Annotated in this window: 13 protein-coding genes; 10 read left to right on the top strand and 3 right to left on the bottom strand. The window is 53.7% G+C overall.

What is annotated here, in order from left to right:
- Positions 1-117: 117 nt before the first annotated feature.
- Both IM265_RS19080 and IM265_RS19085 read left to right on the top strand, forming a co-directional pair.
- Positions 118-1,323 (top strand): glycosyltransferase, encoded by a 1,206-nt coding sequence (locus tag IM265_RS19080; protein WP_193031563.1) that lies wholly within the window; start codon positions 118-120, stop codon positions 1,321-1,323.
- A gap of 15 nt (positions 1,324-1,338) precedes the next feature.
- Positions 1,339-2,253: a hypothetical protein gene (locus IM265_RS19085; protein ID WP_045260055.1), complete on the top strand. Its 915-nt coding sequence runs from the start codon at positions 1,339-1,341 to the stop codon at positions 2,251-2,253.
- A gap of 26 nt (positions 2,254-2,279) precedes the next feature.
- Here the strand turns inward: IM265_RS19085 and tdh are convergent, their stop codons facing one another.
- Complete coding sequence (gene tdh, locus IM265_RS19090; RefSeq protein WP_006812404.1) at positions 2,280-3,308, bottom strand: L-threonine 3-dehydrogenase; 1,029 nt, start codon at positions 3,306-3,308, stop codon at positions 2,280-2,282.
- A 9-nt stretch (positions 3,309-3,317) separates the two neighbouring features.
- Positions 3,318-4,514, bottom strand: coding sequence for a glycine C-acetyltransferase (gene kbl, locus IM265_RS19095; RefSeq protein WP_045260056.1), 1,197 nt, complete (start codon positions 4,512-4,514; stop codon positions 3,318-3,320).
- 215 nt (positions 4,515-4,729) lie between these two features.
- Between kbl and rfaD the strand changes: the two genes are divergently transcribed.
- From rfaD to IM265_RS19125, 6 genes are read left to right on the top strand one after another with little or no spacing between them, the layout of a single operon-like run.
- On the top strand, positions 4,730-5,662 hold the full coding sequence (gene rfaD, locus IM265_RS19100; protein ID WP_041911658.1) for an ADP-glyceromanno-heptose 6-epimerase: 933 nt from the start codon (positions 4,730-4,732) through the stop codon (positions 5,660-5,662).
- A gap of 2 nt (positions 5,663-5,664) precedes the next feature.
- Positions 5,665-6,711, top strand: a complete 1,047-nt coding sequence (rfaF, locus tag IM265_RS19105; RefSeq protein ID WP_193031561.1) for an ADP-heptose--LPS heptosyltransferase RfaF — start codon at positions 5,665-5,667, stop codon at positions 6,709-6,711.
- Positions 6,712-6,714: 3 nt separating this feature from the next.
- Positions 6,715-7,698, top strand: coding sequence for a lipopolysaccharide heptosyltransferase RfaC (gene rfaC, locus IM265_RS19110; protein WP_047366919.1), 984 nt, complete (start codon positions 6,715-6,717; stop codon positions 7,696-7,698).
- Positions 7,699-7,701: 3 nt separating this feature from the next.
- Positions 7,702-8,802, top strand: coding sequence for a glycosyltransferase family 9 protein (locus IM265_RS19115; RefSeq protein ID WP_049137160.1), 1,101 nt, complete (start codon positions 7,702-7,704; stop codon positions 8,800-8,802).
- 5 nt (positions 8,803-8,807) lie between these two features.
- Positions 8,808-9,716, top strand: a complete 909-nt coding sequence (locus tag IM265_RS19120; RefSeq protein ID WP_193031559.1) for a glycosyltransferase family 2 protein — start codon at positions 8,808-8,810, stop codon at positions 9,714-9,716.
- Positions 9,704-10,918 carry an O-antigen ligase gene (locus tag IM265_RS19125; RefSeq protein ID WP_136344054.1) on the top strand — a complete coding sequence of 405 codons (1,215 nt, stop codon included), beginning with the start codon at positions 9,704-9,706 and terminating at the stop codon, positions 10,916-10,918. The genes IM265_RS19120 and IM265_RS19125 overlap by 13 nt, the downstream gene beginning before the upstream one ends.
- A gap of 24 nt (positions 10,919-10,942) precedes the next feature.
- On the opposite strand, the gene IM265_RS19130 is transcribed toward IM265_RS19125, so the two are convergent.
- Entirely contained in the window at positions 10,943-11,899 is a 957-nt protein-coding gene (locus IM265_RS19130; protein ID WP_193031557.1) for a polysaccharide deacetylase family protein, read from the bottom strand.
- A 150-nt stretch (positions 11,900-12,049) separates the two neighbouring features.
- On the opposite strand from IM265_RS19130, the gene rfaQ reads away from it, so the two are divergent.
- Both rfaQ and IM265_RS19140 read left to right on the top strand, forming a co-directional pair.
- Positions 12,050-13,120 carry a putative lipopolysaccharide heptosyltransferase III gene (gene rfaQ, locus IM265_RS19135; RefSeq protein WP_193031555.1) on the top strand — a complete coding sequence of 357 codons (1,071 nt, stop codon included), beginning with the start codon at positions 12,050-12,052 and terminating at the stop codon, positions 13,118-13,120.
- Positions 13,117-14,244 carry a glycosyltransferase family 4 protein gene (locus IM265_RS19140; protein WP_041911666.1) on the top strand — a complete coding sequence of 376 codons (1,128 nt, stop codon included), beginning with the start codon at positions 13,117-13,119 and terminating at the stop codon, positions 14,242-14,244. The genes rfaQ and IM265_RS19140 overlap by 4 nt, the downstream gene beginning before the upstream one ends.
- Position 14,245: the final 1 nt, after the last annotated feature.

Consider the following 14,245-nt stretch of genomic DNA (forward strand, 5'->3'; position numbering starts at 1 on the left):
AATAAGCACGCATGACGTTTTGTCTAATTCTGAAGTGCAATAAAATAGAAAAATCTATTTTATTTCAACAGATTCTTTATAATGCAGTCAGATGAAGGGTAGCACACGGATTCAGACATGCCGCACAAAAGTAAAATTCTCCTCCTGGATACGGGTAAAGAATGGGGGGGAGGCACCAACAGTATGCTTGAGCTCCTGAAGCGGATCAATCGCGATAAATTCGATATTACGTGTTGTTTTTACAGTGATTATAGCCGCGCTGAAGGTGAGACGATTGGTCAGGTGCTCAACAGCATCGGGATCCCGCTCATCGTGATCCCTCAGCGTCAGCAGCCGCTCTGGGCCAAATTACTGAAGGAAGCGGGACGTAGCCTGCTGTTTTTCTCACGCAGCGCCCGTAAGGCATTGACTCGTTACGTGGATATCCTGTGGCGAATCAGGCCTAACGTCAGCAAAATCGAGACGCTTTTCATGGAGGGCGGTTTCGATACGCTCTATATGAATAACCAACCCGGCTCAAATGAGGAAGGCTATCTCGCGGCAGCGAAACTGCAGGCGCGGTTGATTCAGCACTGTCGCATTGAACCTGTATTGACTCCACCGCTGGTGAAGCTGGTCAACGCACATGCCACAAAAATCATCGCCGTCTCGCACGGTGTTGAACGCGTGCTTCTTCAGCATGGCGTCCGGCCCGAGCTGTGTACGACGGTCAATAATGCCATCGACATCCACCAGCCTTTACCTGACCGACGCGCGATGCGCCAGCGTCTGAACATCGATGACGACACCTTTGTGTTCGGCAGCATTGGGTCGCTTATCCCTCGCAAGTCCAACCACCATACGCTGGAGGCGCTGGCCCAGTTCAACCAGAAGCACCCGCAGGCAAAATGGAAGATGGTGCTGGTCGGTGAAGGGGCTGAACGCGGCGCGCTGACGGCGCAGGCTGACGCGCTGGGGATTGCTGAGCACGTCATTTTTACCGGTTTCCAGAACACGCCTTTTGACTATCTCGCCACCTTTGACGCGTTTATTCTGGCTTCGAAGAGCGAAGGTTTGCCCCGCGTCGTGCTGGAGGCAATGCTGCTGAATATCCCGGTGATTGGCTCAAAGGTAACCGGCACGGCAGAATTGATCGACCATGAGTCGACCGGGCTGCTGTTCCCGTGGAGCGATGTGTCGCAACTTGCTCAACATCTGGATAATATCTGGCAGGATCCTGCTCTGCGCGCCCGGCTCGCCGCAGCCGCGCACCAGAATGTCTGCAACGTGTATGCCATTGAAAGCTATGTTAACGGTGTCGAGGCCGTTCTTGGCGCGCAATAACCAAACGAGAAGAACATGTTTAAATTCCTGAATGCTCGCTACCGCCACATTACCGGGCGTCATAACATTCCGTACGCTTCCCTTCCGGTCACGCGCGATCTCGTTGCGGTTGATTCCATCGTGATCCCTTGTACGGGCGCGGATTTCGTCGAAGAGGCGTTATTATCAGCGACCTTTGCAGAGCGTTACGCCACCGACGTCAGCGAGATTGTTATCGTCAGCGATCAGCCTGAATCCGCTTTTGGCGAACTGCCGCCAAAAACCCGCGTTGTGACCCTCACGCTGCCAAAACGTGAAGAGGGGTACCGCTATAAGCAGATCTACCTCAGCCGTCTGGTGAAGCTTAACGCTCCGCTTCAGGCGCGCGGTGAAGGGGTGCTGATGATCGACTCCGATCTCAACCTGCTCAAAATGCCCCAGATCAACATGGCCGATATGCACATCTACTCCAGCTTCCGTCAGGGCAAAATGATTGCCAAGCTGGACGGCGCCCCCGCAGAAAAAGTGCCGGCATATTACAAAGAAACGGTGCGCCCGTATCTGGTCGATCACGTTAACGGCGCGTTTCTTGCCGCAACCAAAAAGACCTGGCGTCGCATCTGCCCGCTGTGGCTGACGCTGTTCCAGGATACCTGGGAGCTGATGGACGACACGCAGCCGCCGACCGATCAGCTGCCGCTCGCTGCGCTGCTGGACATGCTGGATGTTAAAACGGTTAACCTGGGCGACTGGATGAACTGGCCGGTCTCCAAGAAGATCGGCGGTCAGGAAGCCGTTGTGCCGAAAGAGGTGATTGGCGCGCACGGGGGTTTCCCACTTTCCGAATGGCAGAAGTATCTGGAATCGCCGGATAACAAATTGCTGTTCAAAGGGCAGGACTATACCCGCAAGGTGCGCTACCTGACGGACGAAGAGAAAAAGAATCAGTAAAAAAGGGGCCTGAGGCCCCTTTTTGTTTACTTATCCCAGCTCAGGATCACTTTCCCTGACTGGCCGGAACGCATCGCGTCGAAGCCCTGCTGGAACTCATCGATGGAGAAACGGTGAGTGATAATCGGGGACAGATCCAGGCCGGACTGGATCAGCGCTGCCATCTTGTACCAGGTTTCGAACATCTCGCGGCCATAGATGCCTTTGATGAACAACCCTTTGAAGATGACTTTGTTCCAGTCGATGGACATATCTGACGGCGGAATGCCCAGCATCGCGATACGGCCACCGTGGTTCATGGTGTCCAGCATGGTGCGGAACGCCGGCGGCGCGCCGGACATCTCCAGACCCACGTCAAAGCCTTCGGTCATGCCCAACTCTTCCATCACGTCGGTCAGGCTCTCTTTCGAGACATCCACCGCGCGGGTGACGCCCATTTTGCGCGCCAGCGACAGGCGGTATTCATTCACGTCGGTGATCACCACGTTGCGCGCACCCACGTGCTTCGCCACGGCTGCCGCCATAATGCCGATTGGGCCGGCGCCGGAAACCAGCACGTCTTCACCTACCAGGTCGAAGGAGAGCGCGGTGTGTACCGCGTTGCCGAACGGGTCGAAGATGGAGGCCAAATCGTCAGAGATATTGTCCGGGATTTTGAAGGCGTTAAACGCCGGGATCACCAGGTATTCCGCGAAGCAGCCCGGACGGTTTACGCCCACGCCGACGGTATTGCGGCACAGGTGCGTACGGCCACCGCGACAGTTACGGCAGTGACCGCAGGTAATATGGCCTTCACCAGAGACGCGATCGCCAATGCTAAAGCCTTTGACTTCCTGGCCGATGCCGACCACTTCACCAACATATTCGTGACCGACAACCATTGGGACAGGAATGGTTTTTTGCGACCACTGATCCCAGTTGTAGATGTGAACGTCAGTACCGCAGATGGCGGTTTTACGAATTTTGATCAGCAGATCGTTATGACCGACTTCCGGCTCCGGCACGTCGGTCATCCAAATCCCTTCTTCCGCTTTCAGTTTGGATAACGCTTTCATCACACGTCCTCAGGCAATTACGCCCAGCTGTTTGCCGATGCGGGTAAAGGCTTCCACCGCACGCTCAATTTGTTCAGGCGAATGCGCCGCAGACATCTGGGTGCGGATACGCGCCTGACCTTTTGGTACCACCGGGAAGAAGAACCCGGTGACGTAAATCCCTTCTTTCTGCAGCTCGCGGGCAAACTGCTGCGCCACAACTGCGTCGCCCAGCATCACCGGAATGATCGCGTGGTCAGCGCCAGCCAGGGTGAACCCTGCGGCGCTCATTTTTTCGCGGAACAGACGGGCGTTTGCCCACAGGCGGTCGCGCAGCTCGGCGCCGGACTCAACCATCTCCAGCACTTTGATGGAGGCGGCCACAATGGCTGGCGCCAGGGAGTTGGAGAACAGGTACGGACGGGAGCGCTGACGCAGCCACTCAACCACCTCTTTACGCGCAGCGGTATAACCGCCGGACGCGCCGCCGAGCGCTTTGCCCAGCGTACCGGTGATGATGTCCACCCGGCCCATCACGTCACAGTATTCATGGGAGCCGCGGCCGTTTTCACCGACAAAACCGACCGCGTGGGAATCATCGACCATCACCAGCGCGTCGTATTTATCCGCCAGGTCGCACACGCCCTTCAGGTTGGCGATCACGCCGTCCATGGAGAACACGCCGTCGGTCGCGATCAGTACGTGCCGGGCACCCGCTTCGCGTGCCTCTTTGAGCCGCGCTTCCAGCTCAACCATGTCGTTGTTGGCGTAGCGGAAACGCTTCGCTTTACACAGGCGAACACCGTCGATGATGGAGGCGTGGTTCAGGGCGTCGGAGATAATCGCATCTTCTGCGCCGAGCAGGGTTTCAAACAGACCGCCGTTGGCGTCGAAGCAGGAGGAGTACAGAATCGCGTCTTCCATTCCGAGGAAGTTTGCCAGCTTTTGCTCAAGCTGCTTGTGGCTATCCTGGGTACCGCAGATGAAGCGCACGGAGGCCATGCCGAAGCCGTGGGTGTCCATGCCGTTTTTCGCGGCGGCAATCAGCTCAGGGTGATTCGCAAGACCTAAGTAGTTGTTCGCGCAAAAGTTGATCACATGGCTGCCGTCGGCAACGGTGATATCCGCCTGCTGGGCAGACGTGATAATACGCTCTTCTTTGAACAACCCTTCCGCACGTGCGGTGTCGAGGTCGCTGTTTAACTGTTTGTAAAAATCACCACGCATTGCAATTCTCCAGACTCGGCAAATTTTGGCACATATTACCCAAACCTATAGTTCATGACGAGATGACGCCGTATCTCTTCTCGTTTTTGCAGCATAAATCACGTGTACCCCTGCTGCATATCGGTGAATGGCTGAAGACCGGGCATTGTGATGATATGATATGAATATTAGCGTCCGGGATTGTCCCCGGGCTCAACACTTCAAAGGTTACAGTTATGATCATCGTTACCGGCGGCGCGGGCTTTATCGGCAGCAACATTATTAAGGCCCTCAATGATAAGGGCATCACCGACATTCTGGTGGTGGACAACCTGAAAGACGGCACCAAGTTCGTTAACCTGGTGGATCTGAACATCGCTGACTACATGGATAAAGAAGACTTCCTTATCCAGATTATGGCGGGTGAAGAGTTCGGCGAGATCGAAGCCATCTTCCACGAAGGCGCGTGCTCTTCCACCACCGAGTGGGACGGCAAGTACATGATGGATAACAACTATCAGTACTCTAAAGAGATCCTGCACTACTGCCTGGAGCGTGAAATTCCGTTCCTGTATGCCTCTTCCGCGGCAACCTACGGCGGGCGCACCTCGGACTTCATCGAATCCCGCGAATACGAACAGCCGCTGAACGTCTACGGCTACTCCAAGTTCCTGTTTGACGAGTACGTGCGTCAGATCCTGCCGGAAGCGAACTCACAGATTGTCGGCTTCCGCTACTTCAACGTTTACGGGCCGCGCGAAGGGCACAAGGGCAGCATGGCGAGCGTGGCGTTCCACCTGAACACCCAGCTGAATAACGGTGAAAGCCCGAAACTGTTCGAAGGCAGCGACGGCTTCAAGCGCGACTTCGTCTATGTGGGCGACGTTGCAGCCGTAAACCTGTGGTTCCTGGAAAACGGCGTCTCCGGCATTTTCAACCTGGGCACGGGCCGCGCGGAATCCTTCCAGGCGGTGGCAGACGCGACGCTGGCATACCATAAGAAAGGCAGCATCGAGTACATTCCGTTCCCTGACAAGCTGAAGGGCCGTTACCAGGCGTTCACGCAGGCCGACCTGACCAACCTGCGCGCAGCAGGTTATGACAAGCCGTTCAAGACCGTTGCCGAAGGCGTAACGGAATATATGGCCTGGCTGAACCGCGACGCGTAAGTATGAAGATTCTGGTGATCGGCCCGTCATGGGTGGGCGACATGATGATGTCGCAAAGTCTCTATCGCACGCTCAAGGCGCGTTATCCCCAGGCGATAATCGACGTGATGGCACCCGCATGGTGCCGTCCGCTGTTATCGCGTATGCCGGAAGTAAACGAGGCGATCCCGATGCCGCTCGGCCACGGGGCGCTGGAAATCGGTGAACGCCGCAAACTCGGTCATAGCCTGCGCGAGAAGCGCTATGACCGTGCGTACGTGCTGCCTAACTCCTTCAAATCCGCCCTTGTGCCCTTCTTTGCAGGCATCCCGCACCGTACCGGCTGGCGCGGCGAAATGCGCTACGGCCTGCTGAACGATGCCAGGGTGCTGGATAAAGAAGCCTGGCCGCTGATGGTGGAGCGCTACGTGGCGCTGGCCTACGACAAAGGCGTCATGCGCAGCGCGAAAGATCTGCCGCAGCCGCTACTGTGGCCGCAGCTTCAGGTGAACGAGGGGGAGAAATCCCACACCTGCAACGCGTTTGGCCTTTCGTCCGAACGCCCAATGATTGGCTTCTGCCCCGGCGCAGAATTTGGCCCGGCAAAACGCTGGCCGCACTACCACTATGCAGAGCTGGCGAAACAGCTGATCGACGAAGGCTACCAGATTGTGCTGTTTGGCTCGGCGAAGGATCACGAGGCGGGCAACGAAATTCTCGCCACGCTGAGCACCGAGCAACAGGCCTGGTGCCGCAACCTGGCTGGAGAAACGCAGCTTGAGCAGGCCGTTATCCTGATTGCCGCCTGTAAGGCCGTGGTCAGCAATGACTCTGGCCTGATGCACGTCGCCGCCGCGCTGGATCGTCCGCTGGTTGCGCTGTATGGCCCAAGCAGCCCGGACTTCACGCCGCCGCTGTCGCACAAAGCGCGCGTAATCCGTTTGATCACCGGGTACCACAAGGTACGCAAAGGCGATGCCGCTGAAGGTTACCATCAGAGCCTGATCGACATAACGCCGCAGCGCGTTCTCGAAGAACTCAACGCACTGCTGTTGAGCGAAGAAGGATAACGGATGCGGGTATTGATCGTTAAAACCTCCTCAATGGGTGATGTTCTGCATACGCTACCGTCGCTGACGGACGCCATGCGGGCCATTCCCGGCATCCGTTTTGACTGGGTGGTAGAAGAAGGCTTCGCGCAGATCCCCACCTGGCATGAAGCGGTTGACCGCGTGATCCCGGTCGCGATTCGCCGCTGGCGCAAAGCGTGGTTCTCCGCGCCGATTAAAGCTGAGCGTAAAGCCTTCCGTGAAACGGTGCAGGCGCAGCGTTACGACGCGATTATCGACGCGCAGGGGCTGGTGAAAAGCGCGGCGCTGGTCACGCGTCTGGCGCACGGCGTAAAGCACGGCATGGACTGGCACACCGCCCGCGAACCGCTGGCGAGTCTGTTCTATAACCGCCGCCACCACATCGCAAAGCAGCAGCACGCCGTAGAACGCACCCGCGAGCTGTTTGCGAAAAGCCTCGGCTATGCGAAACCGGAGGCGCAGGGCGACTACGCCATTGCGCAGCACTTTTTGCGCAATACAGATCCCTGTGCTCAGCCTTATCTTGTCTTTCTGCATGCCACAACGCGCGACGATAAGCACTGGCCGGAAACACACTGGCGAAGGCTGATTGAACTAATGCAACCCTCCGGTATCCATATTAAACTCCCGTGGGGCGCTGAGCATGAGCGGCAGCGTGCGGCGCGTCTGGCAGCAGGCTTTTCCCACGTCGAGGTGTTACCCAAACTCACGCTGGCGCAGGTTGCCGCAGAGCTGGCAGGCGCTAACGCCGTTGTTTCCGTGGATACGGGTTTAAGCCATTTAACCGCGGCGCTGGATCGCCCAAATATCACCCTTTTTGGCCCGACCGATCCCGGCCTGATCGGGGGCTATGGCAAAAACCAGCATCAGATGGTCAGCCCGACTCAGCAAACGAAGGATATCAGCGCAGATGCGATTTTTTCATTTTTACAGGGCAGCCGTTGGCTTTCCAACAGGGATATTTAACCCATGAGTTACGTATTTCTGCTGATTTTACTCTTTCCGGTGAAGCTTATCCGGAAGCTGTTGCGCAAAGAGACAGGGAAAAACCTGGTCATTCAGACAGCCAAAATCGGTGATTTTGTTAATGCAACGCCTCTTCTGGCCTGGCTGCAAAAAAGCGACGTACTCATCAGCCGCAGCGTGGGTGCGCTGGCGAAGCACGACGAGACGGTCGAAGAGATTTATTTTATTGAGCAGCATAAGCGTAACCTGTGGCGTAAGCTCTGTTTCGCCTGCAGGATCATGAACCGCTATGACAATGTCTATCTCCTGCAGCCTAACAGTGTGAATCTTTTTTTCGCCTCCGTTTGTAACGCCAAAAACAAGCAATTCTTAAGCACTTACACGCGCAGGTGGTATCACGGGATTTTCTATTCAACGGCCGATGGTACGGTTGACCACGGTAGAAAAACGTTAACAGTCACTAACTATCTTAAGCTGGCCGACCGCGCTCTGACCTGGCAAGACTCTCCAAAGCACGCCACAAAGCCACTGTTTAAACCCGCGACTTATCCGGCGATCCTTGACAAACCCGGCGCGGTCCGCATTGGCATCAGTATCGCCGCCGGGAATAAAGCCAAAACCGTTCCGCCTGTCATCTGGAAGCAAATTGCCGATCGTCTCGCCGACCTGCCCTGCGAGTTTTATGTCTTTGGCGCCCCGAATGAACAGTCCTGGATGGATGACATCACCCGCGCTTACGGTGAACTGCCCAACTTTATTAATCTGATTGGCAAGATCTCGCTTGAAGAGCTTCCGTGGGCAATTTCTAAAATGGATTGTTATATCGCCTCCGACTCGGGGAATGTCTACATCGCCGATGCGGTTGGCGTGCCGGTCGTCTTACTGTTCGGTCCGTGCTGTCACTACGAGCAGCGCCCGCTTGGCAACGTGTTGCTGATTGGCAACGATGACAATATTTGCTCGTATGTTTTTGAAACTCGTTATTATTTCTCGCAAGGCCGGGAAGAACTCTTCGCGGTAACAGATGAATCGCTGGACGAACTCAAACATTTCATTTGCGGGCTACCAACAGCAAAATCTGCCTTTGATGCTCAGGGAAACTAATTAATATGGCTTTTCTCAGCATCATTATTGCCGCACATAATGCCGAAAACACGCTTCACGCCACACTGGAAAGTCTGCAAAACGCGATTGAGAATGCAGGCGATGATGTAGAAGTTATTATCATTAATGACAGTTCTAACGATTCCACACAGGATATTATTGAGGCGTGGTTGCCAAAGCTTCCGCATGCGCAATGCCAATACGTTGAGTACCGTAACGTAGGGCATGTTCGAAACAGCGCAGTCTCGCTGGCGTCAGGCGATTACATCACGATGCTTGATAGCGACGATCTGTTAAAGCCGGGTAGCATCCGGGATGCCGTCGCCTTCCTGAAAGCAGAGCGTCCTGATATGTTGCTGACGCGCCTGCTGGAAATACGCGATATGCGGAAAATCACCTCCGCCTGGCAGGGATTCACGCCCGTCTCATTATCGCAAAATGATGCAATAAAGCGTTTCCTGCAGCACAAAGATTTTCAGGCGCATCTCATCGGGCAATTCGTACACCGCAGGCTATACGCAACCAACCCTATCCCTTCTATGGTCTGCTATGAAGATTTCGCGGTATTTCCCGGCATGCTGATGCAATCGCGTAAAATCTTCTTTCAGCGTCAGGGACACTATTTTTACGTCAAACGCAGCGACAGTTTGTCGAGCCGTCTTGACGCCAGCAAAATCGCCACGCTGATTGAATGTACGCTACAGATGGAAAATACATTCCCGCAATCATTTAAGCATCTTATTAATTGCCACTGGTTTGATATTTACAGTAATCACCGACAATATCTGACCGACCTGCAGCTCAAACTGGTTAAGGCGCGGGTAAATGCACTTTATTCTTTCTCTTTTTTCTTCTCCAGAGATGTACGTTTCAGCTACAAAAAAAGGGTCATTGAGGCATTATGGAAAAAGTAAAACTGCGGCTCTATCAGCTGACGCTGATTTTGAGCCTCATTTCGTTTGCACTGGCGCTGCTGAGCTCAGGTAAACAACGCGAATTTTTCTATATTGCGGTTTATGCCAGCATTATCGGCTTAGCTTGCGAATATAAAAAAATCACCCTGCGCCCCTTTTCAATCGCGCTCCCCATATTGCTGATTGGGCTACTCAATCTTGTCTGGTATATGGTGTACGAATACCATAGCGAAGGTTTAAACGCTTACAGCGATTATCTGGGTGCCAGTAAGAAACTGATATTAGCGAGCATTCTCGTTTTCTATCTTGACCGGTTTAAAACTTACGTCGATAAAAGCGCTTTCCAGAAGTACTTCCTGTACGCGGCAGGTACAGGGTTTGTCCTCGCCACGGGATATGGCTTGTGGCAGGCGACGCAGGGTATGGCACGTATAGAGATGGCCATCAATCGCGCCACCGTATCTGCCTATGTTTACTCCGTACTGTCACTGGCGCTGGTATACAGCCTTTATCTTCAAAAAAACAGAAAACTGTATGTAGTCGCGGGTCTTACCATCTTAATATCTTACTTCGTTATTCTTTTAACGGGGACGCGTGCTGCAATGGGATTATATTTGCTCCTTGCGATTGTACTCACGCTCTACCACTTCAGAAGAATTCATCTGAAATCAACGCTGATTTTTTTATGTATTGTGGCGGGCATTATTATCGTTAGCTACAAGCCGTTGATCTCGCCAAAGATAGTTCAAACGCAGATGGAACTGGAAAGCTACCAGCAGGGGCATGACGCGACGTCGCTCGGAGCGCGTTTTTCCATGTGGACAATTGGTATTCAGAACGGACTTGCGCACCCGCTGGGGCAGTCAGTCGAAGACCGTGAGGTATGGACACAGCAGTATGTGCAGCATGGGCATCCGCATCTCGCGGCCGCGCTCGAGTTTATCAGGGTACATTTACACAATGAATTTATCGAAAAATACTCTCTGCAGGGGCTTCCGGGTCTGGCGATATTACTCTTTTTCTTCGTTTCGATGATCGCTTACGCGCTTAAAAACCGAAATGGCCTGCTGCTGACAACGATGCTTCTTTTATTACTCTATGGCCTGACGGACGTCATTTTATTGAGCTCAGAAGCCCTAATATTCTTTGTTACTCTGTTTGCATTGAGTACTCCCTTCTCGCAAACCAGACAACATCAATAAGAGATAATGCCCGCCAGCCGGGCATTATTTTTTCTTGTATTGATAAAACTCCGCCAGCGTCATCCCCACCGTCTTATCGGATAGCCAGCTAAAAAGCGCTTCTAAATCCTGATATAACCCTTCAATCGCCGCCTCATCTTTAAAGGTCGGACTTCCGCCTGGCATAAATTCAGACGAGTGAAGCATAAACTCCACATAATCCTGTCCCTGCGACAGGCATTGCTGCGCGACCTGAATCATCTGCGACGCATTGCCACCGGTCGGTCGTAGCCAGTTCACGGAAGGCGAGCGGTATTTCCCGCGCAGACGATCATAGCCTTGCTTGATCGTGTTCAACCAGGCCGGATGTTTATACTGAATGCTCATCGGCACTTCGAGTAAGGGGCTCTTTCCCGCCCGGGAAATAGTATCTAAATCCATAAAATAGGCGTGGTCGGGGAAATGCTGATAATCCGTTCCGCCATTGCCCTGCGGAGCACCTTTCGCATTGCGCCAGTTCACGCGTGGCGTCACGGAGCAATCAACCTGGTAGCCCAGTTCAACGAGCAATTTTGCATAGCGGCTATCAAATGCCCAACGCCCGGCGCGGTGGCTCAGCATTTTGGTCTGGAATGTTTCTTCCAGCAGACGGGTCATGAACAGCACTTTCTCACGCATCACCTCGTCTGAAAATTCAATCAGATACGGTTGCCAGCGCCAGTCATCTCCCGTGAGATCGTGCTCAGGTGGGCTATTCCATGCATGAAGGTGCATACCCACCTCCCCCTGACCGCGAGCGATCGCGTCCCTGGCGAATTCAATGAAAACGGGCTCGATTGCCATCTCATAGTTTGTCAGCCATACGGGCTTAAAACCAAAACGCTCACAGAGGGCCTGGAACCGGGCCAGATAGCGCGCATTTTCCGTTTTAATGACGCGGTGATTCTGCCAGAGATTATCGCCCTCAGTATCAATCGTGATGATAAACGCTGGTTTTTTCATAATGAGTCCGCATGACAGGGAAGTTAGCGCTATGTTACGCACTCACCAAAGCCTGAGTAAAGCCTCCCTGGGAAATTCCTGAGATTATGGAGAAAGAGTGCAAGTCGCTACCAGGTCTATTAGAATTGCCAACAGTACAACGCCGATAAGATGATGATGAATAACTTACCTGACACGCCTGATTTGCGCATTCTACTGATCAAACTCCGCCATCATGGCGATATGTTATTGACCACCCCCGTCATTGATTCATTACGTCAAAAATGGCCACAAGCGCAAATTGACGTGCTGTTGTATGAAGAAACGCGCGATATGCTCGCCGCGCATCCGACGATTGGCACTATTTATGGAATCGATCGTAAATGGAAGCAACTGGGCACGCTAAAGCACCTTCAAAAGGAGTGGCAGTTACTCTGCGCGTTACGAAAGCAACATTATCATCTGGTGATAAATCTTGCCGATCAGTGGCGTAGCGCTATCGTCACCCGTTTCACTGGTGCGCCGGTTCGCCTCGGATTCGCCTTTAACAAACGCAACAATCCATTCTGGCGTTTCTGTCATAGCGATTTAGTCTCTGTTGCAAATCACAAATCCCTGCACACTGTCGAACAAAATCTCTCCATTCTGTCACCATTACAGGTCGCACCTGAGCCAGCTGTTACCATGGCCTACAGCGCAGAAGACTGGCACCACGCCCGCCAGCAGCTGGTGCAAAAAGGAGTGGGCGATAACTACATCGTCATTCAGCCGACATCACGCTGGTTCTTCAAATGCTGGGATGAAAGCAAAATGGCGCAAACCATCACCGCGCTGCAGCAGGATGGGCATATCGTTGTACTCACGGCCGGGCCGGATAAAAAAGAGCTGGCGATGATAGATCGCATACTCGCCGCCTCACCGAAAACGGGGGTCGTCTCGCTGGCGGGACAGCTAACGTTGCGCCAGCTGGCCTCACTCATCGACCACGCGTGTCTTTTTATTGGCGTTGACTCCGTTCCGATGCATATGGCCGCCGCGCTGCAGACGCCCTGCGTGGCGCTGTTTGGCCCTTCCAAACTGACGTTTTGGTCTCCATGGCAAGTCAACGGTGAAGTCATCTGGGCTGGCGACTACGGTCCCCTTCCCGATCCCGACGCTATTGATACCAAAACGAAAGAACGCTATCTCGACGCCATTCCTGTTGATGCTGTCGTCTCCGCTGCAAGGAGATATTTGTCATGAAACACCATCGTCTGGCGATTGTTCGCCAAAAGTATCGCCCTGATGGCGGAGCGGAGCGCTTCGTTTCACGTGCGCTCACCGCGCTGAGCAATCAGAATCTTGAACTCAACGTCATTACGCGTGAATGGCAGGGCGAGAGACAGGACGACTGGCATATCCATATTTGCGACCCGCGCAAATGGGGCCGAATTAGCCGCGAACGCGGGTTTGCCCATGCTGCCCGCGCGCTGTGGCAGCAACAGCAGTTTGATATTGTGCAAAGCCACGAGCGGATTCCGGGCTGTGATATCTACCGCGCTGGCGATGGCGTTCATCGCCGCTGGCTGCTACAGCGTGCGCGCATCCTGCCCGCCTGGCGCGCGAAAATGCTGATGGTCGACCGCTATCACCGCTACGTGATGCACGCCGAGCGTGAAATGTACCAAGCGCCAGAGCTGAAAGCGGTTATCTGTAATGCGGAGATGATCAAACGCGAAATCGTCGAAGACTTTGATATTGACGCAAAAAAGATACATGTGATTTATAATTCAATTGATTCCAGCCGCTTCGTTCCAGCCCAGGAAGCACAGCGTGCCGCGCTGCGTCAGCAATTTGGTTTGCCGGCCGATGCCGTGGTGTTCTGTTTTGTAGGATCGGGATTTGAACGAAAAGGATTGGCCAGCGCCATACGCGCTATCGCAGGAACTTCAGCCTGGCTGATTGTGGTTGGACAGGATAAAGCAGAACATCGTTATCGTGACCTCGCCCGTTCATTGGGCTGCGAAGGGCAAATCCGTTTCCTGGGGATGCAGAAAGAAACGCTGCCTTTTTATCAGCTATCCGATGGTTTACTGTTGCCAACGCTGTATGATCCCTTTCCAAACGTCATTCTTGAAGCGATGGCCTGCGGCTTGCCCGTCATTACTTCAGAGAGTTGCGGAGGCGCTGAATTTATTCAGCAAGGCCAGAACGGATTTTATTGTGACGCCCTGGATATCAACACATTGAAGGAGGCAATTGCAGCCACTCCTTCTCTGGGAAAAAATAACACGATGGGGCAAGCGGCACGTGAACGGGTAAAAGACGCCACCCCCGAAAAACTGTCAAGTCAGCTTATTTCGCTTTATCAAAAATTACTGGATTAAA

It is taken from the genome of Enterobacter cloacae complex sp. P17RS, assembly GCF_014895885.1.
In the GTDB taxonomy this organism is placed as follows: domain Bacteria; phylum Pseudomonadota; class Gammaproteobacteria; order Enterobacterales; family Enterobacteriaceae; genus Enterobacter; species Enterobacter bugandensis.